The organism is Streptomyces sp. NPDC013157, from assembly GCF_042899865.1.
GTDB lineage: Bacteria > Actinomycetota > Actinomycetes > Streptomycetales > Streptomycetaceae > Streptomyces.
Map to the genome: position 1 here is coordinate 444890 of NZ_JBIBAK010000005.1, position 25316 is coordinate 470205.

Here is a 25316-nt window from a genome sequence, read left to right on the forward strand (position 1 = left end):
CGTGGGGCCGCCATCGCCGTCGGGGATGGATGACGTCCCCCTTGTCGATGCCTCGATCCGTTGACCCTGCACCTACCGCCGATCAGGCTCGATGCCACCCCGAACCGAGGAGCACACCGTGGTAGTCGAGCACGCCGAGCTGACCGTCGAGGAAGGCCGGGAAGCGGAATTCGAAGAGGTCTTCGGCAAGGCCCGCGAGGTGCTCGCCGAGGCGGACGGGTTCCGCTGGGCCGAGCTGCTGCGCGGCGAGGAACGGCCGTGGACGTTCCTGCTGCTCGTCGGCTGGGACTCGGTCGAGGCGCACACGGCCGGCTTCCGGGAGTCGGACCGGTTCGCGCGCTGGCGGGCCCTGGTCGGCCCGTTCTTCGCCGCCCCGCCGGCCGTCGAGCACTACCACGAGCTGGGCCCCCGCTTCACCGGCTGAAAGCCGCTGACCCCCACCACCTGTCTTTCTACTTTCGCAAGGATCGCCCATGCCCGTGAACAAGGTGCTCGTCGTCGGCGGCGGCATCACCGGAAGCGTGCTCTGTCTCGCCCTCGCCCAGCGCGGGGTCGAGGTGGAGCTCGTCGAGGTCTCGCCCCAGTGGTTCGGGGTGGGCCATGGCATCACCATCCAGGGCAACGCGCTCAAGGCCCTGCGTTCGGTCGGCGTGCTGGACCGGGTGCTGGCCCGGGCGGTGCCGTTCGACCTCATGCGGCTGCGCCGGGCGGACGGCGGTCTGATCACCGAGCTGGAGACCCCGCACACCGGCGGCGCGGACCTGCCGTCCACGGCGGGCGCGCTCCGCTCCGACCTGCAGAACGCGCTGTGCGACGCGGTGTACGCGCACGGCGTCACGGTCCGCCTGGGGCTGAGCGTGCGGGGCCTCGACCAGTCCGCCGGCCATGTGGACGTGACGTTCACCGACGGCTCCACCGGCCGCTACGACCTGGTGGTCGGCGCGGACGGCATCAACTCCGCGATGCGCGCGCTCATCGGTATCCCGGCGAAACCGCGCCCCGTGGGCATGTCGATCTTCCGGGTGGTGGCCCGGCGCCCCGCCGAGATGGACTGTGCCGAGGTGTACTACGGCGGTCCGCGCTACAAGGCCGGTTACAGCCCGATCTCCGACGACCAGTGCTACGCCTACCTCCTCGACGAGAACCTGGACGCCTCCCTGATCGGCCCACGCGCCTCACTGGACCTGCTGCGCGAGCGCGGCGCCGGGTACGGGGGCACCTGGGGGAAGATACTCGCCTCGCTGCCGGACGACACGGCGGTGGACTACCGCTGGATCGAGGCGGTGCTGGTCGACGAAAACTGGCACCGGGGCCGGGCCATGGTGATCGGCGACGCGGCGCACGCCTGCCCGCCGCTGATCGCGCAGGGTGCCGCGATGTGCATGGAGGACGCGGTGCTGCTGGCCGAGCTGGTCACCGCCGACAAGCCGGTGGACGAGGCCCTGGACCGGTTCATGGCCCGGCGGCTGCCCCGCGTCCGCATGGTGCTGGACAACTCCCTCCGGCTCGCCGAGTGGGAGATCCACCCGGACACCCCGGGCGCCGACCCGGCCCGGATCATGTCGGAGACCCTCGCTTCCCTGACGGTGGCCGCATGAGCACGCCCGTCGTCGACTTCCACGGACATCTCGCGGTCCCCGAGGCCGACGCCCTGGTGGCCGGCACCGAAGGCTTCGCGGCCGAACTGGCCGCCGAGCAGCGCTCCCACTCCCCCGAGTCGCTCACCGCGAACCGGGCCCAACTCCAGCGCCTGGCGGCGAGGCTGACGGACGTGGACGCCCGGCTCGCCGGCCTGGACGCGATGGGTGTCGACCTTCAGGTGGTCGGCCCGATGCCCATGCACCACTACTGGGCCGGCCCCGGCCTCGCGGTGCAGCTGGCCCGTACCGTCAACGAGTCGGTGGCCGCGCACTGCGCCGCCGCGCCCGGCCGGCTGTACGGCCTCGGCACGGTGCCGCTCCAGCACCCGGACCTCGCCGTCGCTCTGCTGGACAAGGCGGTCACCGAGCTGGGCCTGTACGGCATCAGCGTCTCCACCACCGTCGAGGGCCGCGAGCTGGCCGACCCCGCGCACGACGACGTCTGGCTGAAGGCGGAGGAACTGGGCGCGGTCGTCTTCGTCCACCCCTGGGGCTGCTCGCTCGGCGCACGGCTCGCCTCGAACTACCTGGGCAACACGGTCGGCCAGCCCACCGAGACCACGGTCGCGCTCTCCCACCTGATCTTCACGGGGGTCCTGGACCGGTTCCCGCGCCTGAAGCTGGTGGCCGCGCACGGCGGCGGCTATCTGCCGACGTACATCGGCCGCTCCGACCACGCCTGGCGGGTGCGGCCGGACGCGCGCGGCTGCGCCGAGCCGCCCAGCGCCTATCTGCGGCGGATGTGGTTCGACGCCCTCGTCTACACGCCTCGCGCGCTGCGCCACCTGGTCGAGGAGGTGGGCGCGGACCGGGTGGTGCTCGGCACCGACCACCCCTTCGACATGGGCGTGACCGACCCGGTGGCCCGCCTGGACGCGGCCGGCCTCGACCCCGCCGACCGGGCCGCCATCGCCGGGGGCAACGCGCTGGATCTGCTGCTGAAAGGACACACCCGATGATCCTGGGGCCCGTCGAGGAAGAGCTGGCCAAGGCCCGCGCCGCCTACCGCAACCGGGGCCGCTGGGGCGAGGACGACGCGCTGGGCACGCTCAACTTCGCCGACGACGCGATCCGCGCGCACGCCGCGAGTCTGGTCCGGCGCGGCCGCGCGTTCTCACTGGCCCAGGAACGCGACGAGTCCGGCAGCCGAGCCGGGACGCGATGGCACGGGTTGGGCAGCAGCCACGACGACGACCGGGTGTGGCACGGCAGTCCGCGCACCACCACCGGCGGCGACTCCGTGACCGGCATCGTCCGGCTGCGCGGCGCCTGCACCGGCCGCGGGGTGCTCCTCGACGTCGGCCGGGCGGTCGGTGACGCGCGGGGTGAGCTCCCCGACGGCTTCCCGATCCTGGAGGAGCACCTGCGGGGCACCGTCGAGGCGCAGGGTGCCACCTCCAGTGTGCGCCGGGGTGACATCGTTCTCGTCCGCACCGGGCAGCTGGGCCGGGTACGGCGGCTCGGCACCTGGGACGCGTACCGCGCCGGGGACGCGCCCGGCCTGTCCTTCACCACCCTCGGCTGGCTGCACCGCACGGAGATCGCGGCAATCGCCACCGACACGTGGGGCCTCGAAGTACGGCCGCACGAGTTCACCGAGCCGGTGTCGTCGCCACTGCACCGGACCGCCATCCCCCACATGGGCCTGCCGCTGGGCGAGATGTGGGACCTGGAGGCCCTCGCGGCGGACTGCGCGGCCGACGGTGTCTACGAGTTCCTGCTGGTCGCGGCAGCCTTGCCGGTGACCGGCGCGGCCGGCGCCCCCGTCAACCCCGTCGCAGTCAAGTGAGCCGCCCCGTGAACACGAACCGATTCTCCGGCACCCTCCACCTCCCCGGTGACGACGACTTCGAGGACGCCGTGTACGGCAGGGTCTTCAACGCCCGCCGTCCCGCCGACCGCACTCCCGCCGCCGCCCTCAGGGCGGTCACCGAACAGGATGTCGTCGAAGGCGTACGGCTCGCCCTGGAGCGGGGCTGGCAGGTCGCCGTCCGCTCCGGCGGGCACAGCTGGGCCGCCTGGTCGGTGCGCCGGGACGCGCTGCTGATCGACCTCGGCGGCTTCCGCGAGATGGCGTACGACGAGACGACCGGGATCGTGACGGCCACCCCCAGCGTCAAGGGCGGCGATGAACTCAATCCGTATCTCGGTGGGTTCGGGCGCTTCTTCAACGGCGGGCACTGTCCGTCCGTCGGCATCGGCGGCTTCCTGCTCCAGGGCGGCCAGGGCTGGAACGCGCGCGGCTGGGGCTGGGCGGCCGAGAACGTCGTGGCGATCGACGTCGTCACGGCGGACGGCGAGCTGGTCCGGGCCGACGAGAGCGAGAACAGCGACCTGTTCTGGGCGGCGCGCGGGGCGGGCCCCGGCTTCTTCGGCGTCGTCACCCGCTTCCACCTGCGCACCCGCCCCCTGCCCAGGCATCTCGCGCACACCGTGCACGCCTACCCGCTCGGCCTCTTCGACGAGGTCATGACCTGGCTGCACGACACCCATCACACGGTCTCCGACCTGGTCGAGATCGTGGCCCTCACCCAGACCCCGCCCGACCTCGACGGACCGGTGCTGCTGGTCACGGGTGTCTCGATGACGGACAGCCCGGAAGAGGCCGCCGAGGCGCTCGCGCCGCTGCACGCCAATCCGTACGCGGACCGGGCCCTGTTCCGGATCGAGGCACAACCGACCACCATCGCCGAGCAGTTGGCCGGCCAGCGGACCGCCAACCCCGAGGGCCACCGCTACTTCGTGGACAACGCCTGGCTGACCGGCAGCGCGCAGGAGGTCGTCCCGGCGATCCGCAAGGCGTTCACCGAGCACCCGACCCGGCAGACCTTCACCATCTGGTTCTCCATGGCACCGCTGCGGCAACTGCCGGACATGGCCTTCTCGTTGCAGTCGGAGATCTACTGCGCCAGCTACGTCGTCCACGACGACTCCGGGCGGGACGCCGAGCTGCGCGGCTGGCTGGACGAGGCGATGGCGGCGATGCAGCCGGTGACCGCCGGCCAGTACCTCGGCGACTCCGACTTCACGGTACGGCAGCTGAGGTTCATGGGTGACGAGCAGTGGCGGCGGCTGAACCGGATCCGGGCCGCCCGTGACCCCAAGGGCGTGTTCGCCGGCCACCTGAGCGCCGGGACCGTCACCAACACCAACCACTGGGAGAGTTGAGCAGCGATGCGTTTCGCGACATACGAGCACGACGGCGAGGAGCACGCCGGTGTGGTGCGGGACCGGGTGCTCCACCCGCTGCCCGACGGGGTGAGCGTCCTGACGCTGGTCGAGGCGGGCGTGCTGTACGCGGCCGGCCTCGAAGCCCTGAACACACCGGGTGAGCTGACGGTGGATCAGGTGCGGTTGCTGCCGCCGCTGAAGCCGCCGTCCATCCGGGACTTCGTCGGGTTCGAGGCGCACATCGAGGGCGTGTCGAAGTCGCTGGACGGCCTGGAGCACGTCCCGGAGGAGTGGTACCGGGCGCCGAACTTCTACTTCACCAACCCGCACGCCGCCTACGGCGCCCGCGACGACGTGCCGGTCCCGGCGGGCTGCTCGGTGCTGGACTTCGAGCTGGAGGTCGGCGCGGTGATCGGCCGCAGCGGCCGGGACCTCACCCCCGAGCAGGCGAGGGACCACGTCATCGGCTACCTGGTCTTCAACGACTGGTCGGCCCGTGATCTGCAGAAGCCGGAGAAGAACCTCGGCCTGGGCTTCTCCAAGGGCAAGGACTTCGCCAACACGCTCGGCCCCTACCTGGTCACCGCCGACGAGGTCGAGGACCGGCGCGACGCGGACGGGTTCCTGGACCTGGAGATGACGGTCACCCTGAACGGGGAGCTGATCGGCCGGGACACCCTCGCCAACGTCTCCTGGACCTTCGAGGAGATGATCGCCTACGCCAGCCGGGACGCCTGGGTGCGCCCCGGTGACATCCTCGGCTCGGGCACCTGCGGCTGGGGCGCGCTGGCCGAGTTCTGGGGGCGGCTCGGGGAACGCACCCCGCCCCCGCTGAAGCCCGGCGACGAGGTGACGCTGACCGTCGAGGGGCTGGGCACGGTGTCCAACCGGATCGTGCCCGGACGGGCGGACGCGTACCTTCCGCGGGCCCGCAAGAGGGGCCGCACCCCGCGCCCCTAGCACCCGAAGCTGTGGGGGGCCTGTGGTGCGCTCAGGCTCCCCACCTGCGGGTATCCGGCGACGGGATGCCTGGCATCGCGTCTTCCTCTCAGTCGCCCCGACCCCCTTCCTCGACGGGCGTCCGCTGGTTAACCTCGCGTTTCACCGAAGCTTCAAGGACGTGGCCGGCCGGAAGGGGACACTCGTGGGTCTCGGAGCGATCGATCTCAATCTTCTGGTGGCACTGGAAGCGCTCCTGGAGGAGAAGAACGTCACCCACGCCGGTGTACGGCTGTCCACCAGCCAGTCCGCGATGAGCGGCTCGCTGGCCCGGCTGCGCCGGCACTTCAACGACGAGCTGCTGATCCGGGTGGGCCGCGAGTACGAGCTGACGCCGCTCGCGGAGCGGCTGCTGCCGGTGGTCCAGGGCTCGCTGCAGAAGGCCGAGGAGGCGCTGTCGCTGACCCGGCACTTCGATCCGGCCCGCAGCCGCCAGCGGTTCTCCGTGGTCATGTCGGACTACGTGATGACGGTGTTCGTGGAGCCGCTGCTGCGGGTCATCGCGGCCGAGGCGCCGGGCGTGCGGATCGACTTCCACCCGATCGTGGACGGGCAGCTGGAGACCGAGACGCACCTGCGCTGCCACGACCTGATGATCGTGCCGCTCGGCTACCAGCTTCCCGGCGTCAGCGAGGCCGTGATGCACGACCGGTTCGTGTGCATCGTCGACCCGGGCAACCCGCGCCTGGTGGACGGGCGGCTCACCCTCCGCGACCTCGCCGAGATGCCGCACGCCGCCTGCGCCATCGGCAAGAGCCACACGCCCGCCGAGCGGCAGCTGGAGACCCTCGGGATCACCCCGAAGGTGCAGGTCAGCACGCCCGGCTTCAGTGTGCTGCCGTTCCTGGTGAGCGGTACGGATCTGGTGGCCATGGTCCCGGAGCGGCTGGCCCGCCGTTACGAGGGCTTCGCGCGCTGTGCGGTCGTACCGGCGCCGTTCCCGGACGTGCCGCTGGTGGAGGCCATGTACTGGCACCACAACCGGCACGCCGATCCGGCGCACCGCTGGCTGCGGGACACGGTCCGCAGGGTCGGGGCGGCGCTGGGCGAGGAGGCGCCGCCGGAGATCGCGGTGGCGGATGCCAGCCATCCCGAGAGCGCGTTTCCGGAGCTGTCCGCGGCTTCCTAGCGTGGACGGGAGGACCTCTCCCGTACCCCTCTTGGAGGATGCCGTGAGCCGCACGCGCCTGGCGGGCCGTACCGTCGTCGTCACCGGAGCCGCACAGGGCCAGGGGGCCGCGGAGGCGGCCGCGGCCGCCCGGGAGGGCGCGACGGTGGTCGCGACCGACGTGCTCGACGAGGCCGGCGAGAAGCTCGCCGCCTCCCTGCGCGCCGACAGCCTGGACGTCCGCTACGTCCACCTGGACGTGACCTCGCCGGACGGCTGGGCGGCCCTGGCGGCCTCCCTTGACGCCGTGCACGGCCTGGTGAACAACGCGGGCATCCCGATGCGGGCCCGGCTCGGTAACGTCGAGCTCGCGGACTGGAACCGGGCGTTCGCCGTGAACACCACCGGCGCCCTGCTCGGCATCCAGGCCCTCGCCCCGCTGATGCCGGCCGGTTCCTCGATCGTGAACGTCGGTTCGGTCGCCGGGCTCACCGCGCACCACGCGGTGGCGTACACGACCAGCAAGTGGGCGCTGCGGGGCCTGTCCAAGGTGGCGGCCCTGGAGCTGGCCCCGCGCGGCATCCGGACGAACGTCATCCACCCCGGCTACATCGAGACCCCGCTGATGGCCACCGCCAACCCGGTGTTCGTCGCCGCCCACCTCGCCATGACGCCCCAGGGCCGTCCGGGCACGGTCGACGAGGTGGCGCCGCTGGTCGTCTACCTCCTCTCCGACGAGGCCTCGTACGTCAACGGCGCGGAGATCACCGTCGACGGCGGTTACGCGGCGCACGGCCCGGTGAAGGCGATCACCAACGCCCTCGACCAGGACTGAGCCTCAGTCCTTGAGCTGCTCCAGCGTGGACTTGGTGTCGGTCTTCAGCCAGCCGGTCACGTCGTCGAGGGTCGGCGGGTCGGTGTCGCTGTCGTACGAGGAGAAGTACGCGCTGTAGTACATGGTGAACGTCATCCAGCCGTCCCGCACCGCCAGCGTGGCGTACCGCGAGCCGCTGGTGGTGGAGCCGTTGCTGGTGTCCTGGGTGACCAGGTACGCCTCGTCGCCGATGCCCTGGACCGGTGTGACGTCGTAGTCGCTGTGGCTGTCGCCGTAGTTCTTCCAGGTGGCCGTGAACTCCGGTGCGGGGTCGGTCTTCTTGTGCAGGTCGACCTCCAGGGAGAGGTAGGCGTCCCCGTAGCTGGAGCTGGTCTTCTTGAGACTGAGACTGCAGTAACTCTGCTCCAGCGCGGGGTCCTTCATCACGTTCTTCGTCGGGGACGAGTCGTCCACGGGGTACTCGTCCTTGAACGACGAGTAGTCCGCGCTGGAGCAGAGGTTCGCGGGCGCGCGGTAGCCGCGCAGGTCCGCACTGCTCCCGAGGCCTCCGGTCAGGAAGAGGCCGCCCGCCCAGGCCGCGGAGGCGACCACCGCGCCCACGACGGCCCACAGCACGGCTCTCCCTGCCGCGTTGCCGCCGGTCGCGGGCGGTGCGGCCGGGGGCGGGTAGCCGTAACCGGGCTGCACGGCATAGGGGTTGCCCTGCTGCGGCGGGGCGGGCTGGCCGGCGACGGTGGGCTGGGCGTAGGGGTTCGGCCCAGGCGGCGACTGCGGGTTCGGGTACGGGTACGCGGTCGGCTGGGGCTGCGGCGGTGCCGCCGGGGGCTGGTCCGGCTGCGGCGGGGGCGGCGAGGACTGCTGCGGGGCCGACGACGACGGCTGCTGCTGCGAAGAGGACGGCGGCTGCTGCGGTGGCGTGGACATGTCGTGAAGATACGGCATAACCGGACGTCAAGTCCCCGTCAGGACCGGGATCGTTATGCTCCGGGGACAACCGTTACCGGCCAAGCCCCGCTCGCTACACGTCAGTTGGGTGGACACGCGGAGAAGGCCGGGGCGGACGCCCCGGCCTTCTCGTCACGTCGGCGGTCAGGCGGACGCCGGCTGCACCGGCACCTGCGCCGCCGCTCGCGCGGTGTTCCTGCGGACCAGCAGCAGGGTGACCAGCGCGCCGAGCAGCGAGGCGCAGCCGCAGATCACCACGCCGAGGGCCATCCCGTGCGCGAGGGCGTCCTGCGCGGCGGCCCTGGCGCTGTCGCTGCCCGCGTTGACCACCGCGAGCGGACCGGCCGCGGCCTCCATGCCGGCGTCGGCGCCGCTCAGCTTGCCGACCAGCGCGGAGGAGGCCGCGCTCATCGCGATGGTGCTGATCACGGCCGGCCCGAGGCCCTGGCCGAACTCGCGGACCAGGCTGGTGGCGCCGCTCGCCATGCCGGTCATCTCGATCGGCACCGCGTTGACGGCGGCCGAGGTCAGCGAGGAGACCACGCAGATGAAGCCGATGCCGAGCAGCAGCACCGGGCCGATGAAGGCCGCGAGGGAGGTGGTGGTGATGGGCAGCGCGGCGATCCAGAACTGGCCGGCGGCCATCGGCAGCAGGCCGCCCATCAGCAGCCAGCGCGGCTCGACGCGGGTGAGCATCTTGCTGAGCACCGGCGCGAGGAGCAGCGGGATCAGCTGGAGGATGACGAACGGCATGCCCGCGCGCAGGGCGCTGAGGTGCATCACCGCGCCGAGCCGGATGGAGACGCAGTAGGCGGTGCCGATGAAGCCGAACATGCCGGTCAGCGCGACCACCGCGGCCGCCGCGAACGACGGGATCCTCAGCAGCTCCAGGTTGAACATCGGGGAGGCGGCGCGCCGTTCCGCCATCACGAAGCCGACCAGGGCGACGGCGGCGAGGACCAGCGCGAAGACGATGGCGGGGCTGCTCCAGCCTCGGTCGCCGCCCTCGATGATGCCCCACAGCAGGGCGGTGAGGCCGACGGCGATGCTGATCTGGCCGGGCCAGTCCAGGGCGCGCCCCTCGGGCGCCTTGGAGTCGGTGACCAGGGCCCAGCAGGAGATGCCGACCGCGATGCCGAGGACGACCGGCGGCACGAACGCCCAGCGGAAGTCGGCGACCGTGGCCAGGATGCCGGAGGAGAGCGGGCCCACGGCGGAGGCGAGGGAGATGCTCAGCGCCCAGGTCGAGACCGCCCTGGCACGGTCCTTCTCCTCCGGTGTCGCGGCCGCGATGACGGCGAGGGAGCTGGGGAAGAGCGCGGCGGCGCCGATGCCGGCGAGGGCCTGCCCGATCCAGAGCATGGTGATGTTCTGGGAGGTGGCGTTGAGGAGTTCACCGACCGCCAGCACGAATCCGCCGAGGACCAGCAGCCGCTTACGGCCGAACAGGTCGCCCACCACGCCGAAATTCAGTTCCAGGATCGCGGTGGGCAGAATGAATGCCGAGGTGACCCAGGCGACCTGAGATCCCGAGGCTCCGAATGCGCTCTGGATTTCCCCGTTGATGGGCGAGGGGACGGTAATGCACAGCTGCGCGGCGGCAACTGCCAGACAACAGGCTATGAGCGTGCCCACGTCCAGTCTTTTCACAGCTTTGGTCATTCCCTGCTCCATCTCACGGGTTGACGGTGGTGCCGCGCTCTTCGGCTTCGGCGAGTTCGCCGTCCTCGCCGAGTTCGCCGCGTTCTATGAGTTCGATGAGATTTCCCTCGGGGTCCCTGACCCAGGCCATCCGCACCCCGGGTTCGGGGGACGGGCCGGGGGCGAGGACCTCGCCTGCCCCGAGGGCCGTCAACGCGGCGTACACGGGGTCGAGTTCGGGGGTGGTGACCGCGAAGTGCCCGTACCCCTCGGTGAGGACGGCGATCATCGGGTCCGGTGCCCTGAGGCCGGGCGCGGATCCGGGCCTGGCGAGCAGTTCGAGCCGCCAGCCGTGCGGGTGTTCCAGGACGACACCGGTCAGTCGGGGGCCGTCGAGACGGAACTCGAAGACGGTCTTCAGACCGAAGGCCGTTTTGTACCAGTCGAGTTGGGCGGGCAGGTCGCGTACGTTGACGCCCACGTGGTCGAGTCGTGCGTGCATCCGCGCTCAGCCCGCCATCGCGCTGTCGCCGCCGTCGACCATGAGGTCGGCGCCGTTGACGAAGGCCGCCTCGTCGGAGCAGAGGAAGGCCGCCGCGCGGGCGATGTCCTCGGGCTGTCCGACCCGGCCGACCGGGATCCGTGCCTCCAGCCGGTCCTTCGGGCCGTTCGGGTCGTCGAGGAAGGGTGCGGTGGCCGAGGTGCGGGTCATGCCGGGGGCGATGGTGATGACGCGGATGTGGTGCGGGGCGCCGGCCGCGCACAGGTGCTTGCTCATCGCGAGGACCCCGCCCTTGGCGGCGCCGTGCGGCACCATCGGCATGAACGGCGCGCCGCGCACGGCGGCCACGGAGGCGACGTTCAGGACGGCCCCGCCGCCGCGTGCGATCAGGTGCGGCCAGGCTGCCCGGGTGCAGAAGTACGGGATGTCCAGCTCGTTCCTGATGGTGAAGTACCAGTCTTCGGCGGGCATCGTCTCGAAGGGGCCGTTGCGCAGGGCGGAGGCGTTGTTGTAGAGGATGTCGATCGCGCCGAATTCCGCGATCCCGGCCTCGATCCACTCCCGCGCCCCGGCCTCGGTGGAAAGGTCGACCGGCGCCAGGGAACGCATGACACCGCCGGCCTTCTCAACGAGTTCCACGGTTTCCGCGGCGTTCTTCTCGTCGATGTCGCAGCCGAATACCGTGGCACCCTCCGCCGCGAACACCTGTGCCGCGGCCCGGCCGATTCCAGCCCCCGTTCCACTGATGAAAGCGATTTTTCCGGCCAGTCGACCCATGATTGCCAAGTCCCTTGTCCATGCCGCCGAAGTGCGGTGGTGGCAGCGTAGGTAGGGCCTATGGCCAGAACAAGAAATGCGTCAGCGAAACGCCATCGGGGGTTCGTATGGCTGGTATGCGCCTCAGCCGCCGGGCCGGGGGCGCAGCCGTACCGGGAGGGCGCGCACGCTGTTGCCGACGAAGCTGGCCTGCCGGGCGAGGCCGACCTCGGGGACGGCGAGGTCCAGGGCAGGGAAGCGGTCGTAGAGCCGTTCCAGGGCGACCGTGGCCTCCAGGCGGGCCAGCGGGGCGCCCAGGCAGTAGTGGGCGCCGTGACCGAGGGAGAGGTGGCGGACGGCGTCGGGGCGGGCGGGCCGGGTGACGTCGAACCGGCCGGCGTCCGGGCCGTGCGCGGCGGGGTCGCGTCCGGCGGCCGAGTAGCCGGCCAGCACCGGGGTGCCCGCGGGGATCACCGTCCCGTCGACGGTGAGGTCCCGCACCGGGTAGCGGAACGGGAAGTAGCTGACCGGTGCGTCCCAGCGCAGCGTCTCCTCCACCACGTCCGCCCAGCTCGCGTCACCCTTGCGGACGAGTTCGAGCTGGTCGCGGTGGCCGCACAGGGCACGCACCGCGTTGGTGATCAGGTTGAGGGTGGTCTCGTGCCCGGCGATGATCATCAGCACCAGGGTGCCGATCAGCTCCTCCTGGCCGAGCCGGTCGCCGTCCTCGTCGCGGGCGGCGATCAGGGCGCTGGTGAGATCGTCGCCCGGACGTTCGGCACGGGCGGCGGCGACGGCGGCCAGGACGGCGACCAGCTCCCGGTTGGCGGCGACGGCCTCGGCGGGGCCGATGTCGGTGGCCACTACCTGGTTGGTCAGGTGGTGCAGCCGGTCGCGGAACTCCGCGTCCACGCCCAGGAGTTCACCGATCACGCCCATGGGCAGCGGCAGCGCGAAGTGCCGGCGCAGATCGGCGACGCCGTCACCGCCGGCCGCGGCCCGCTCCAGGTCGTCGAGCAGGGTGCCGGTCAATTCCTCGATCCAGGACCGGAGTTCCTCGACCCGGCGTGGTGTGAAGGCCCTGCTGACCAGTCCGCGCAGCCTGCGGTGGTCGGCGCCGTCGGCGGTGGTCATGCCCCGCACGGTGGCGAAGGTCAGCAGCGGCCAGCCCGCGGGGATGCGGCCCTCCCGCAGCTGCGTGAAGTGCTGGGCGTCCTTGGCGACTTCGGGATGCTGGAGGAACTCCCTGAGCGCCTCGTGCCCGAGCACGGCCATGCCCTCGACGCCGCCGGGCAGCACGACCGGGGCCACGGCACCGCGCGCCAGCAGCCCGGCGTTGTCGGCGTGCGGACAGCCTCCGGCGGGGTCCAGGCGGTGCGGCACGGGCGGGGTCTCCACCAGGGGCTCCTGACAGCGATACGACGCGGACAGAGCCGATCGTAGGCGCCCGCGGGCCTGCGGGAAGAGGCTTTTCCCGGCCGGTGCGGCCCGGGACGGAGCGGTCGGCGGCGGGAGTACCGTGACCGGTGCCATGCGGGAATACCGGTGACCGGTGCCATGTTGACGATGGCGGAACCCCGGGTATAGTGCGATCAGCACGTGTGAGCGCCCTTCGATCGGGCGCCGAGTGCCGGTTCCACTCCTCCAGCCGCATCGCCCGTCGCTTCCCGACCGGCCGTCGGCTTCTCAGCACCACCTCGTGACCAGGGCCTTTCCGCCGTTCCCGAGGTGCCGTTCCCCGCCGCACGGAGGCCTGCGCACACGCCCTCCCGCTCGCGGCCCACTCCCCCTTCACCGCTGTCTTCCGTCCGCGAAAGGACCACCTCTCATGACCACCACACTCGAACCCCCGGTACAGCAGCAGGACCGGCCGGCCACCCGGCCCGTCACCGGTGTCCTCGACATCGACGCGGGCGGGAAGGGGCAGCTGCGGGCCCCGAGCTGCCTGCCCTCCCCCGCCGACCCGCAGGTCTCCGCGGCGCTGATCCGCCGTCACGGCCTGCGCAAGGGCGACCTCGTCGAGGGCGTCCGCGGCGACCGGCGCACGCTGACCGAGGTCACGCGCGTCAACGGCCGTACGCCCGAGGAACTGCGCGGCCGCCGCCACTTCCGCGACCTCACCCCGCTGCACCCGCACGAGCGGCTCCGCCTCGAACACCCCGCCGCCGGGCTCGCCGGACGGGTCACCGACCTGTTCGCGCCCGTCGGCAAGGGGCAGCGGGGGCTGATCGTGGCCCCTCCGAAGACCGGCAAGACCGTGCTGCTCCAGCAGTTCGCGGCCGCCGTCGCCGGCAACCACCCGGACTGCCACCTCATGGTGCTGCTGCTCGACGAGCGCCCGGAGGAAGTCACCGACATGCGGCGTTCCGTGCGCGGCGAGGTGTACGCCTCCACCTTCGACCGGCCCGCCAAGGAGCACATCGCCCTCGCCGAACTCGTCGTCGAGCGCGCCAAGCGGCTCGTCGAGGACGGCCGGGACGTCGTCATCCTCCTGGACTCCCTGACCCGGCTGTGCCGGGCCCACAACAACGCGGCCGCCTCCAACGGCCGTACCCTCAGCGGCGGTGTCGACGCCGGCGCGCTGCTCGGCCCGAAGCGGTTCTTCGGCGCCGCCCGCACGGCCGAGGAGGGCGGCTCGCTCACCATCCTGGCCACCGTCCTGGTGGACACCGGCTCCCGGGCCGACGGCTACTTCTTCGAGGAACTGAAGAGCACCGGCAACATGGAGCTGCGCCTGGACCGCGAGCTGGCCTCCCGGCGGGTCTTCCCGGCCCTGGACATCGCTCCCTCCGGCACCCGCCGCGAGGAACTCCTGCTCACCCCGGCCGAGTTGACCGCCGTACGCGGACTGCGCCGGGTCCTGCAGAGCCGGGAGGGCACCCCGGGCGGCCTGGAGACGCTCCTGGAGCGGCTGCGGGAGACCCCGGACAACGCGACCTTCCTGCGGCGCGTGCAGCCGACCCTGCCGGCGGGCTGAGACCCCGGCGCCCCTCCCGGCGGGCACACGCCCGGGCCGGGCGTGCGGCATCCGGGTTGCTCACGGCCTCCGACCGGCCCTGGCAGCGCGCAGGACGCCGCCCCCGTTCCTACGTTGATCATATGACGATCGGATTCCCTGACCGATTCCCTCGGCGAGCGGCGGTGACGACCTGCTCCGTCTGCCTGGCGGGCCTGCTGGCGCTGACGCCCGGCACGGCCGCCGCCGGCACCCGGGGGCCGGCCCCGGCCCCGCCTCCGAGGGCGGTGGTGCCCGGGCCGTCGCTGCTCTACCACTCCGGCACGCAGGTGCGGCCGCACCCCGGCACCCCGCCGGTCCCGGACCTCTCCGCGCTCTCCTGGCTGGTCGCCGACGCGGACACCGGCCAGGTGCTGGCGGCCGACCACGCACACCGCAGACTCCCGCCGGCCAGCACCCTCAAGACCCTGTTCGCCCTCACCGTGCTGCCCGTCCTGCCCGCCGACCTCCCGCACCGGGTGACGTCGGCGGAGCTGGCGGACGTCCCCGAGGACAGCAGCCTGGTCGGCGTCGAGGCGGGCCACACCTACCAGGTGTCCGACCTGTGGCGCGGGGTCTTCCTCAGCTCCGGGAACGACGCCGTGCACGTCCTCGCCGCGCTCGACGGGGGCTGGCGGCGCACCACCACCCGGATGCAGGCCAACGCCCTCTCCCTGGGCGCCCTCGACACCCACGTCGTGTCCCCCGACGGCTACGACGCGCCGGGGCAGGTCTCCTCCGCGTTCGACCTGGCGGTGTTCGGCCGGGAGGGGCTGCGCAACCCCGACTTCGCGCGGTACTGCTCCACCGCCGAGGCCCGCTTCCCCGACGGTGCCGGCTGGTCGTTCGGCATCGAGAACACCAACCGGCTGCTGACCGGCGAGGACGGTGTGGGGCGGTATCCCGGCCTGATCGGGATCAAGAACGGCTACACCAGCAACGCCGGCAACACCCTCGTCGCCGCCGCCCGGCGCGGCGGCCGCACCCTCCTCGTGACGGTGATGAACCCGCAGGACGGCAGCGTGTACGACGAGGCCCGTCAGCTGCTCGACTGGGGTTTCGAGGCGGCCGGACGGGTCGACCCGGTGGGCTCGCTGGACGGTCTGCGGGCCAGGCCCCGGCCGGGCCCGAGCACCGTACCGATGGCGGTGGCCACGCCACCCGAGGACGGCTCCGACTGGTGGGAGACCGCCGTCGTCGCGGGTTTCGCGGTGCTCGGCGCGGGCGCCGTCACCCTGGCGGTGCGGCTCAGGAGCGAACGCTCCGGGCGGGACTGACCGACCGGCAGGCCCAGCAGCAGACCCAGCGTGATCCAGGTGTAGACGTTGCTGCCGAGGAACCCGTCGACACCGGACGCGTCGTCGAACCACAGCCACACCACGCTGGTGCACATCACCGCGTAGAGGGCGCCCGCGGTCCGCGGGTGCCCGGCACGCGCCAGCAGCACGAACGACGGCAGCACCCACACCAGGTGGTGCACCCAGGTGATCGGGCTGACCAGGCAGGCGGCGAGACCGGTGAGTGCGAAGGCGGCCGTCCAGTCGCCGGCCGCCACCGCCTTCCGGGTACGCCACACCCACACGGCCAGCGTGAGCGCCACCACGATCGCCCACAGCGGTTTGTCCGGGTGGCCGAGCCGGGCCAGCACGCCCTGCAGCGACTGGTTCGAGACGTAGTCGAGCCGGCCGACCCTGCTGGTGTCCCAGAGCGCCCGGGTCCAGTAGAAACGGGACGCCCTCGGGTCGGCCCAGGCCGCGAGCCCGGTCGCGGCGAGCGCCACGGCCGTGGCGACACCGGCCGCCCGCCACCTGCGGCCGATCAGCAGCATGAAGATGAACAGGGCCGGCGTGAGCTTGATCGCGGCGGCGAGCCCGATGCCGGCCCCGGCCCAGCGGCCCCGCCCGCTGCGCAGCAGACAGCAGTCCGCGAGCACCAGGGCCAGCAGTATCAGGTTCACCTGGCCGAAGCTGAAGGTGTCCCGCAGCGGCTCGAACAGCGCCAGCCCGCACAGGGCCAGCGCCCACCGGTACCAGCCCCAGCGCCGCCAGCCCGGCCCGGCCAGGACGCGCAGCACGAACGCCAGCGCGGCCAGGTTCAGCAGCAGCGAGGCCGCGATGGCCAGGTGCAGCCCCACCAGCGCCATGGGCAGCATGCCGACGGCGGCGAACGGCGGATACGTGAACCCGTAGGTGGTCCCGGGCACCCGGTAGTCGTAGATCCGCCCGCCGTGGTGCACCCAGGTGTGCACGGTGCCGTAGTACACGCGCAGGTCGAACCAGTCGCGCAGCAACGGCACGGTGGCCGTGAACACCGTCACGGCGGCGACGAGGACCAGGACGAGCAGCACCCTCCCCCGGTCGGTCCGCGGTCGCAGCGGGCCCGTCATGCCGTACGCCCCACGGCCGGGGCCTGCGCGGCCTGGTGGGCCTGCCAGAGCACGACCACGCCGAGCACCCCGCCGGAGACGGCGAGGACCAGCTGGCCGATGTCGGCGGGGCCGCCGCTGGGCAGCACGGCGAGGGCGAGCACGCCGGTGACGGCCGCCACCCGGTGCCGCACCGAGGTGCTGGGCGCCGCGGCCGCTATCAGGAACAGGCCCCAGATGGCGTACCAGGGGCGGATCGCCGGCCCGAAGGCGGCGACCGCGGCGAGGCTCAGGCCGAGGGCGTAGACCGGGCGGGGCCGCAGCCGGACCCATATCAGCAGCACGGTCACCGCGGTGAGCGCGAGCCCGAGCAGGTGCCAGGCCGGGACGGCGAGCGGCGCCAGATCGCTGCCGAAGTGTTCGAGGACCCGGCCCGTGGCCCGGCCCAGCAGGCTGCTGAGCGCCCAGTTGTGCGGGGAGACGGGCGTGTCGAGCGCCCTTATCCACCCGTACCCGGTTCCGGCGACGGCGGTCGCCACCACCGTCGTCGCCCCGGAGGCGAGCGCCGTCGTCAGGGTGGCCCGCACGGGACTGCGGCCCTTGCGCGCCTGTACGACGATCACCGCGAGCAACCCGAGCGCCGCGGGCGCCTTGACCAGCGCGGCAAGGGTGACGAGCACGGCGCCGAGGACCGGCCAGCGGCCGAGCGCCGCGACCAGGCCGAGCCCCAGCAGACCCAGCATGATCGCGTCGTTGTGGGCGCCGGCGACCAGGTGCAGCAGCACCAGCGGGTTGAGGGCGCCGAGCCAGAGCGCGGCGGCCGGGTCGGCGCCGCTGTGCCGGGCCAGCCGGGGCAGCGCGGCCGCCATCAGGCCGACGCCGAGCAGGGCGACCAGCCGCATCCCGAAGAGCCCGGCCGGGAGTTCGCCGCGGGTCAGGCCGGACAGCAGCGAGGCCACGCCCATGAACGCGGGGCCGTAGGGGGCGGCGGTGTTCTGCCACACCGGGGCGACCTCGTCGGCCAGCGGGCCGCCGAGCTGGGCGGGTCCCGACGTGTAGACGTCCATGTGCGCGTCGACCATGGCGCCCTGCGCGAGGTAGCTGTACACGTCCCGGCTGAACAGCGGGGGCGCCAGCAGCAGCGGGGCCGCCCAGACGGCGAGGACCAGCAACAGCTGTCGCGGGGTGGGCGGTTCGGAACCGCGTACGAGGCGGCCCAGCAGCAGCCATGCCGCGATCAGCAGCACGACGCCGAAGTAGACGCCGACCAGGCCGAACGCCGCCTGCACGGAGCTGGGTGCGAGCAGATCCTCCACGGGCAGGGCACCGGCTGTCTCACCTCCCAGGGCAAGGAAGGCGGTGCCGGCCAGGCCGAGTACCTGGCAGCGGCGGAGATCGAAGGGAAAAGCCATGGCCAACACTGGGTCAGCGTGTCAATGGTGGGTGGCCGGGAAACGACGGGGTGTTTTCCTGCGAGAGACCTGGCTGTGACTGACCAGTGGGTCGTGGGCGGGTGCGGGTCAGGTGGGGACTGGTCGCGCAGTTCCTCCCCCAGTCTTCGGCCGGGGGTACCCCCAGCCCCCCCAAAAAAAGGGGCGCACCAGTGCCGTTCCTAGAACACTGACAGGCCGGTCAATGTCGTGAAGCGGTCGAGCGCCGCAACTCCCGCCACCGAGTTGCCCCGCTCGTCCAGACCGGGGCTCCACACGCACAGCGTGCAACGGCCCGGCACCACGGCGATGATGCCGCCCCCGACCCCGCTCTTGCCCGGCAGGCCGACCCGGTAGGCGAAGTCGCCCGCCGCGTCGTACGTCCCGCAGGTCAGCATCACCGCGTTGACCTGCTTCGCCTGGCTTCTGGTCAGCAGGCGGGTGCCGTCGGCGCGGATGCCGTGGCGGGCCAGGAAGGTGGTCGCGAGGGCCAGGTCGGCGCAGGAGGCGGCGACGGAGCACTGGCGGAAGTACTGGTCGAGGAGGACCGGGATGTCGTTGTCGATGTTGCCGTAGGAGGCCATGAAGTGGGCCAGCGCCGCGTTGCGGTCGCCGTGCTGGGACTCGGAGGCGGCGACCTCCTTGTCGAAGTCCAGGGAGGCGTTGCCGCTCTCGGCCCGCAGGAAGCCCAGGAGTTCGCCGGCCGCGTCGCCGGTTCGGGTCTGGAGGCGGTCGGTGACGACGAGGGCGCCCGCGTTGATGAAGGGATTGCGCGGGATGCCGTTCTCGTACTCCAGCTGGACCAGGGAGTTGAAGGGGTTGCCGGAGGGTTCGCGGCCGACGTGTTCCCACAGTTCGTCGCCCTCGCGGGCCAGGTCGAGGGCGAGGGTGAAGACCTTGGTGATGGACTGCGTGGAGAACGGCTGCCGCCAGTCGCCGACGCCGTAGACCGTGCCGTCCAGCTCGGCCACGGCCATGCCGAAGCTGCGGGGGTCGCAGGCGGCGAGGGCCGCGATGTAGTCGGCGGGGCGGCCGCGGCCCGGCGTGCGGCCTATCTCCTCGGCGATGCGCTCCAGGACCGGCAGGAAGGTTCGGGACGACGTCATTGTCATGATCACCATTGTGCCTCCGGACCGGTCCTGGCGCGCAGTCGCAGGTCAGGCGAGGGGTGAGCCGGTGCCGGCGACGACCTCGGGACGCAGCAGGCCGGCGAGCCGCTCGGCGGGCAACAGGCCCTTTTCCAGGACGAGTTCGGCCACGCCCCGGCCGGTGACGAGGGCCTCCTTGGCGATGTCGGTGGCCGCCGTGTAGCCGATGTACGGGTTGAGGGCCGTGACCAGGCCGATGGAGTTCTCGACGGTGGCCCGCAGCACCTCGGTGTTGGCGGTGATGCCGTCGACGCATCGTTCGGCGAGCGTGAGGCACGCGTTCCGCAGGTGCGTGATGCTCTCCGACAGGGAGTGCAGGATGACCGGCTCGAAGGCGTTGAGCTGGAGCTGCCCGGCCTCGGCGGCCATGGTGATGGCGACGTCGTTGCCGATGACCTCGAAGGCGACCTGGTTGACGACCTCGGGGATCACCGGGTTGACCTTGCCCGGCATGATCGACGAACCGGCCTGCACGGGCGGCAGGTTGATCTCGCCGAGCCCGGCACGCGGCCCGGACGACAGCAGCCGCAGGTCGTTGCAGCTCTTGGAGAGCTTGACCGCGATCCGCTTGAGCACACCGGACATCTGGACGAACGCCCCGCAGTCCTGGGTCGCCTCCACCAGGTTGGCGGCGGTGACCAGGGGCAGCCCGGTGATCTCGGCGAGGTGCCGGCGGGCCGACTCGGCGTACCCGGCGGGCGCGTTGAGCCCGGTCCCGATCGCGGTGGCGCCCAGGTTGATCTCGTGGATCAGCTCGACGGCCTCGGCGAGCCGGCTGCGGTCCTCGTCCAGCATCACGGCGAAGGTGGAGAACTCCTGCCCGAGCGTCATGGGAACCGCGTCCTGCAACTGCGTACGGCCCATCTTCAGCACGTCCCGGAACTCGACGGCCTTGCGCCCGAAGGAGTCCTGCAGCACGGCCATCGCCCTGAGCAGCCCGCGCACCGCGAACACGGTCGCTATCTTGACCGCGGTCGGGTACACGTCGTTGGTCGACTGCCCCAGGTTGACGTCCTCGTTGGGGTGCAAGTACCGGTACTCCCCCTTCCGGTGCCCCATCAGCTCCAGCGCCCGGTTGGCGACGACCTCGTTGGCGTTCATGTTCGTCGACGTCCCGGCACCGCCCTGGATCACGTCGACGACGAACTGGTCGTGCAGCTTGCCGTCCCGTATCTCCCGGCAGGCGGCGACGATCGCGGCGGCCTTCTCCGGCGCCAGCAGCCCCAGCTCCTCGTTGGCGAGGGCGGCGGCCTCCTTGACGGCGGCCAGGGCCTCGATCAGATGCGGGTAGGCGGAGATCGTCATGCCGGTGATCGGGAAGTTCTCGGTCGCACGGAGGGTGTGCACGCCCCAGTAGGCGTCGGCGGGCACATCACGGTCGCCGAGCAGGTCGTGTTCGCTACGAACAGTCATGAGTCCTGTTTCAAAGAGAGTGAGGGTGAAGCGCCCCGCAAGGGGCACTGGGGGTACCCCCGGCCGAAGGCTGGGGGAGGAACTGCGCGACCAGCCGCAAGCGGCCTGCAGCCGCCCACGACATGGCCACCCAGCCCCTAGGCGCAAACCGAAACCGGCTCCAGGGAACGAACGGGCCGCACACGCCCGACCTCCTTGCCGCCGCCGAGCAGCGCCTCCCCGTCGAACCCGCGCAGCAGCTCCGGATCGACTCCGGCCCTGGCCAGCGCAGCCGCCGTCACAGGAACCCGCGCCCGGTTCGCCCCGTCGGCGATCTTCACAGCGACGGCCCGCCCGTCCGGCAGCGCCGCGACCTCGACGCCCTCGAAGCCGTCCTTGGCCAGCAGCCCCGGCACGGCCGCCATCAGCGCGGCCACGTCACGCCCGGCACCGGACGCCATCTCGGCGTGTTCCCGCATCGCGTCGGCGACCCGCGCCTCCGGCGTACCCGGCGCGGCGGACACGATCCGCGACACCGCGCGCGCCAGCCCGTGCAGGGAGACGGAGAACAGCGGCGCCCCGCAACCGTCCACGGTCGTCGCCGCCACCCGCTGCCCGGTCAGGTCCTCGACGATCTCGGCGATGGCCTGCTGCAGCGGGTGCGCCGGATCGAGGTAGTCGTCCAGCGACCACCCGTTCAGCTTCGCGGTCCACAGCATCGCCGCATGCTTGCCGGAGCAGTTCTGGGCGAGGCGGGACGGCTGCCGTCCCTCGCGGATCCAGGTGTCGCGCACGGCGGAGCCGTACGGCATGTCCGGCACGTTGCGCAGGTCGGCTTCCGCGAGCCCGGCGAGGTCGAGGATCCGCCGGGTCCCGGCGAGGTGCCGCTCCTCGCCGGAGTGGCTCGCGGCGGCCAGCGAGAGCAGGTCGCCGTCGAGGGGCAGCCCCGCCCGCAGCATGGCGACGGCCTGGACGGGCTTGAGGGCCGAGCGCGGGTAGAACGCCGCCTCGATGTCGCCGAGCTGGAACTGGACCTGCCCGTCGGCGCCGAGGACGACGACGGAGCCGTAGTGGATGCCCTCGACGACCCCGCCGCGGATGAGATGGGCGACGGGGGCGTGGAGGGGTTCACGGACGATGGGTGCGGCCGCGGGGGAACTGCTGTACATCACTGCCTGGTCTCGGGTGAGGTGGGGCGGACCGGTACGCGGTTCACGCGTCGGATCCGGTGGACGTGCGCGCGAGGCGGCCGCGGATGGCGTACCAGCCGGCGACCAGCGCGGCGACGATCAGCGGCAGGCACAGCACGGTGGTGCGTCCGGCGCCGCCGTCGGCGTACATGAGGACCAGGACGGAGGCGAGGAACGCCAGCGTCACGATCTCGGTCCAGGGAGAGCCCGGCAGTCGGTAGCCCGGGCGGGAGAGTTCGCCGTTCTGGGTCTTCCGCCAGAACAGCAGGTGACAGAGCATGATCATGCCCCAGGTGGCGAGGATGCCGATGGCAGCGAAGTTCAGGACGATCTCGAACGCGTCGGCGGGGACCACGAAGTTGAGGCCGACGCCGAGGACACAGATACCGCTGGTGAGCAGGATGCCGCCGTACGGGACCTGGCTGCGGCTCATCCTCGCGGTGAACTTCGGGGCGGAGCCGTTGACGGCCATCGAGCGCAGGATGCGGCCGGTGGAGTAGAGGCCGGAGTTGAGCGAGGACATGGCCGCGGTGAGGACGACGAGGTTCATCACGCCGCCGGCCGCCGGGACGCCGATGTGGGAGAGCACGGTGACGAAGGGGCTCTGGCCCGCCGTGTACTTGTTCCAGGGCAGCAGCATCGAGAGGAGGACGACGGAGCCGACGTAGAAGAGGCCCACGCGCCACATGATCGAGTTGATCGCCTTGGGCATGATCTTCTCGGGGTTCTCGGTCTCGCCCGCCGCGACGCCGACCAGCTCGACCGACGCGTAGGCGAAGACCACGCCCTGGATGATCAGCAGCATCGGCAGCAGGCCGTTCGGGAAGACGCCGCCGTTGTCGGTGATCAGGGACGGGCCCGGGGTCGCGCCGTCCACCGGGTGCTGGGTGACCAGCAGGAAGATGCCGATGACCATGAAGACGACCAGGGCGCTGACCTTGACGATCGCGAACCAGAACTCCAGTTCGCCGAAGATCTTCACCGAGATCAGGTTCACGGTGAGAACCACGGCCAGGGCTATCAGGGCGATCACCCACTGCGGGATGTCGGAGAACATCCCCCAGTAGTGGGTGTAGGTGGCGACCGCGGTGATGTCGGCGATGCCGGTGGTGGCCCAGTTCAGGAAGTACATCCAGCCGGCCGTGTACGCGCCCTTCTCGCCCAGGAACTCCCGGGCGTACGAGACGAAGGCGCCGGAGGAGGGGCGGTAGAGGACGAGTTCGCCGAGGGCGCGCACGACGAGGAAGGCGAAGATGCCGCAGACCGCGTACGCGACGAAGAGGGAGGGGCCGGCGTCGGCGAGGCGGCCGCCGGCGCCGAGGAAGAGGCCGGTGCCGATGGCGCCGCCGATGGCGATCATGTTGACGTGCCGGTGCTTCAGCGACTTGCTGTAGCCGTGGTCCCCGGCGTCGACGTGACGGGACGAGGGGCGCGTCTCGTCTTTGAGGTGCTGTTCGCTCACGCCTCGGTTCCGCCTTCCTGGTGCTGGTCCGTGCGCGCGGGGCGCACGATGTGGGTGAGGGTGGTCTCGACGCGGTCGAGGTGGTGGCTCATGGCGTCCACGGCGTCGGTCTCGGAACCGTCCATCAGCGCTTCGACGATGGCCCGGTGCTCCCGGTTGGACTGCTCGCGGCGGCCGCCCAGCTCGTTGAGGAAGGCCGACTGACGCGCCAGTGCGTCCCGGATCTCCTCGATGACCCGGCGGAAGACCGGGTTCTGGGCGGCCTCGGCCACGGCGAGGTGGAAGAGGGTGTCCATCGCGACCCACGCGGTGGTGTCCGTCTCCCGCTCCATGCGGTCGAGCAGGTGGGCCAGGTGGTCCAGGTTCTCCGGGGTGCGGCGCAGCGCCGCGTACCCGGCGACCGGGATCTCGATGTGCCGGCGCACTTCGAGCAGGTCGCTGGCCGCGTAGTCGCCGAAGGTGGGGTCCTCGACGGCGCTGGCGACCACGAAGGTGCCCTTGCCGGTCTTGGAGACGGTCAGGCCCATCGTCTGCAGGGCCCGCAGGGCCTCGCGCAGGACGGGCCTGCTGATCTCCAGGCTGCGGCAGAGCTCCGCCTCGGAGGGGAGCTTGTCGCCCACGGCGTACTCGCCGCGCTCGATGGCGCCGCGCAGGTGCGCCAGTACCGCCTCCATGGCGCTCACGCGCCGCGGAGGCTGTCCGGCTGTCGGGCTGTCTGACAGGTTCACGAGGGAGATGTTCCGGGTTGCGGGACGAGGCTGTCAAGGTGTCGCGAAAGGAAACATTCACGGGGTGCGACACCTGAATGCGCAGGCGTCACACCCCGTGGCGGAGCGGTGACCGGTGGGCGCGAAGCGGCCCGGGCCGGTCAGGCGCTGATGGTTCCGGCGGCGAGGAGGCCGAAGAGGGCCAGGCCGATGACGATGCGGTAGATCACGAACGCGTTGAAGGAGTGCTTGGCGACGAACTTCAGCAGCCAGGCGATGGACGCGTAGGCGACGACGAAGGAGACGATCGTGCCGACGGCCAGCGGCGCGGCGCCCACCCCCGCGCCGAGCGCGTCCTTGAGCTCGTAGATGCCGGCGCCGGTCAGGGCCGGGATGCCGAGGAAGAAGGAGAGCCGGGTGGCGGCGACGCGGTCGAGGTCCAGGATGAGCGCGGTGGACATGGTGGCGCCGGAGCGGGAGAAGCCGGGGAAGAGCAGGGCGAGGATCTGCGAGCAGCCGACCAGCATCGCGTCCTTGAAGGAGGTGTCGTCCTCACCGCGCTTGTGGCGGCCCATCTGGTCCGCGCACCACATCACGACGGAGCCGGCGATCAGCGAGCCGCCGACCACCCAGAGGGAGCCGAGCGGTCCGTCGATCAGCGGCTTCGCCGCGAGGCCCACCAGGACGATCGGGATGGTCGAGTAGATGACCCACCACGCGAACTTGTAGTCGTGGTGGAACCGCTCCTCCTTGTTCGTCAGGCCCCGGAACCAGGCGGAGACGATCCGCTTGATGTCCTTGAAGAAGTAGACCAGCACGGCGGCGATGGCGCCCACCTGGATGACGGCGGAGAACCCGACGACGGACTGGTCGTCGACGGGGATGTTCATGAGCCCCTCGGTGATCTTGAGGTGACCGGTGGAGGACACGGGAAGGAACTCGGTCACCCCCTCGACTACCCCGAGGACGGCGGCCTGACCGACGGAGATGGCGCTCATGGGATCCAGTTCTGCAGAGTTTGGTCGACAGT

At 71.7% G+C, this 25316-nt stretch carries 22 protein-coding genes and 1 pseudogene; 10 read left to right on the forward strand and 13 right to left on the reverse strand.

All coding sequences use genetic code 11. The features are described from left to right. The first annotated feature begins 118 nt into the window (after positions 1 to 118). From ACFY6U_RS18475 to ACFY6U_RS18510, 8 genes are all read left to right on the forward strand, one after another. Entirely contained in the window at positions 119 to 424 is a 306-nt protein-coding gene (locus ACFY6U_RS18475) for an antibiotic biosynthesis monooxygenase family protein (RefSeq protein WP_390039408.1), read from the forward strand. Between the two features lie 49 nt (positions 425 to 473). Next, positions 474 to 1598: an FAD-dependent monooxygenase gene (locus tag ACFY6U_RS18480; protein ID WP_390039410.1), complete on the forward strand. Its 1125-nt coding sequence runs from the start codon at positions 474 to 476 to the stop codon at positions 1596 to 1598. Beyond that, on the forward strand, positions 1595 to 2599 hold the full coding sequence (locus ACFY6U_RS18485; RefSeq protein ID WP_390039412.1) for an amidohydrolase family protein: 1005 nt from the start codon (positions 1595 to 1597) through the stop codon (positions 2597 to 2599). Before ACFY6U_RS18480 ends, ACFY6U_RS18485 begins: the two co-directional genes overlap by 4 nt. Further along, on the forward strand, positions 2596 to 3429 hold the full coding sequence (locus tag ACFY6U_RS18490; protein ID WP_390039414.1) for a cyclase family protein: 834 nt from the start codon (positions 2596 to 2598) through the stop codon (positions 3427 to 3429). Before ACFY6U_RS18485 ends, ACFY6U_RS18490 begins: the two co-directional genes overlap by 4 nt. Before the next feature lie 8 nt (positions 3430 to 3437). After that, positions 3438 to 4808: an FAD-binding oxidoreductase gene (locus ACFY6U_RS18495; protein ID WP_390039416.1), complete on the forward strand. Its 1371-nt coding sequence runs from the start codon at positions 3438 to 3440 to the stop codon at positions 4806 to 4808. A 6-nt stretch (positions 4809 to 4814) separates the two neighbouring features. After that, on the forward strand, positions 4815 to 5771 hold the full coding sequence (locus ACFY6U_RS18500; protein WP_390039418.1) for a fumarylacetoacetate hydrolase family protein: 957 nt from the start codon (positions 4815 to 4817) through the stop codon (positions 5769 to 5771). Between the two features lie 184 nt (positions 5772 to 5955). After that, a complete protein-coding gene (locus tag ACFY6U_RS18505) occupies positions 5956 to 6939 on the forward strand; it encodes a LysR family transcriptional regulator (RefSeq protein WP_390039420.1) in 984 nt (327 codons plus the stop codon). 43 nt (positions 6940 to 6982) lie between these two features. After that, entirely contained in the window at positions 6983 to 7753 is a 771-nt protein-coding gene (locus ACFY6U_RS18510; protein WP_390039422.1) for an SDR family NAD(P)-dependent oxidoreductase, read from the forward strand. Positions 7754 to 7756: 3 nt separating this feature from the next. On the opposite strand, the gene ACFY6U_RS18515 is transcribed toward ACFY6U_RS18510, so the two are convergent. The 5 genes from ACFY6U_RS18515 to ACFY6U_RS18535 form a co-directional block, all read right to left on the reverse strand. Then, entirely contained in the window at positions 7757 to 8677 is a 921-nt protein-coding gene (locus ACFY6U_RS18515) for a hypothetical protein (RefSeq protein ID WP_390039424.1), read from the reverse strand. A gap of 165 nt (positions 8678 to 8842) precedes the next feature. Then, positions 8843 to 10360, reverse strand: a complete 1518-nt coding sequence (locus ACFY6U_RS18520) for an MFS transporter (RefSeq protein ID WP_390039426.1) — start codon at positions 10358 to 10360, stop codon at positions 8843 to 8845. A gap of 13 nt (positions 10361 to 10373) precedes the next feature. Continuing rightward, complete coding sequence (locus tag ACFY6U_RS18525; protein ID WP_390039428.1) at positions 10374 to 10841, reverse strand: VOC family protein; 468 nt, start codon at positions 10839 to 10841, stop codon at positions 10374 to 10376. A 6-nt stretch (positions 10842 to 10847) separates the two neighbouring features. Then, positions 10848 to 11618: an SDR family NAD(P)-dependent oxidoreductase gene (locus ACFY6U_RS18530; RefSeq protein WP_390039430.1), complete on the reverse strand. Its 771-nt coding sequence runs from the start codon at positions 11616 to 11618 to the stop codon at positions 10848 to 10850. Positions 11619 to 11741: 123 nt separating this feature from the next. Then, positions 11742 to 12995: a cytochrome P450 gene (locus tag ACFY6U_RS18535; protein WP_390039432.1), complete on the reverse strand. Its 1254-nt coding sequence runs from the start codon at positions 12993 to 12995 to the stop codon at positions 11742 to 11744. 430 nt (positions 12996 to 13425) lie between these two features. On the opposite strand from ACFY6U_RS18535, the gene rho reads away from it, so the two are divergent. Further along, positions 13426 to 14574: a transcription termination factor Rho gene (gene rho, locus ACFY6U_RS18540; RefSeq protein WP_390039434.1), complete on the forward strand. Its 1149-nt coding sequence runs from the start codon at positions 13426 to 13428 to the stop codon at positions 14572 to 14574. Between the two features lie 122 nt (positions 14575 to 14696). After that, positions 14697 to 15542 (forward strand): annotated as a pseudogene (locus tag ACFY6U_RS18545) (D-alanyl-D-alanine carboxypeptidase family protein); the annotation flags it as partial. Positions 15543 to 15631: 89 nt separating this feature from the next. Here ACFY6U_RS18545 and ACFY6U_RS18550 read toward each other — a convergent pair. The 8 genes from ACFY6U_RS18550 to ACFY6U_RS18585 all read right to left on the reverse strand — a co-directional run bounded on the left by ACFY6U_RS18550 (position 15632) and on the right by ACFY6U_RS18585 (position 25284). Next, complete coding sequence (locus tag ACFY6U_RS18550) at positions 15632 to 16978, reverse strand: glycosyltransferase 87 family protein (RefSeq protein WP_390039436.1); 1347 nt, start codon at positions 16976 to 16978, stop codon at positions 15632 to 15634. Continuing rightward, entirely contained in the window at positions 16975 to 18369 is a 1395-nt protein-coding gene (gene mptB / locus ACFY6U_RS18555; RefSeq protein ID WP_390039438.1) for a polyprenol phosphomannose-dependent alpha 1,6 mannosyltransferase MptB, read from the reverse strand. Before mptB ends, ACFY6U_RS18550 begins: the two co-directional genes overlap by 4 nt. 200 nt (positions 18370 to 18569) lie before the next feature. After that, positions 18570 to 19508, reverse strand: coding sequence for a glutaminase (locus ACFY6U_RS18560; RefSeq protein WP_390039440.1), 939 nt, complete (start codon positions 19506 to 19508; stop codon positions 18570 to 18572). A 36-nt stretch (positions 19509 to 19544) separates the two neighbouring features. Further along, complete coding sequence (gene aspA / locus ACFY6U_RS18565) at positions 19545 to 20948, reverse strand: aspartate ammonia-lyase (RefSeq protein ID WP_390039442.1); 1404 nt, start codon at positions 20946 to 20948, stop codon at positions 19545 to 19547. A 137-nt stretch (positions 20949 to 21085) separates the two neighbouring features. Continuing rightward, entirely contained in the window at positions 21086 to 22096 is a 1011-nt protein-coding gene (locus tag ACFY6U_RS18570) for an asparaginase (protein ID WP_390039444.1), read from the reverse strand. Positions 22097 to 22139: 43 nt separating this feature from the next. Next, on the reverse strand, positions 22140 to 23579 hold the full coding sequence (locus ACFY6U_RS18575; protein ID WP_390039446.1) for an amino acid permease: 1440 nt from the start codon (positions 23577 to 23579) through the stop codon (positions 22140 to 22142). After that, a complete protein-coding gene (locus ACFY6U_RS18580) occupies positions 23576 to 24253 on the reverse strand; it encodes a FadR/GntR family transcriptional regulator (RefSeq protein ID WP_390039722.1) in 678 nt (225 codons plus the stop codon). Before ACFY6U_RS18580 ends, ACFY6U_RS18575 begins: the two co-directional genes overlap by 4 nt. Positions 24254 to 24447: 194 nt before the next feature. Beyond that, positions 24448 to 25284 carry an undecaprenyl-diphosphate phosphatase gene (locus ACFY6U_RS18585; protein ID WP_390039448.1) on the reverse strand — a complete coding sequence of 279 codons (837 nt, stop codon included), beginning with the start codon at positions 25282 to 25284 and terminating at the stop codon, positions 24448 to 24450. Positions 25285 to 25316: the final 32 nt, after the last annotated feature.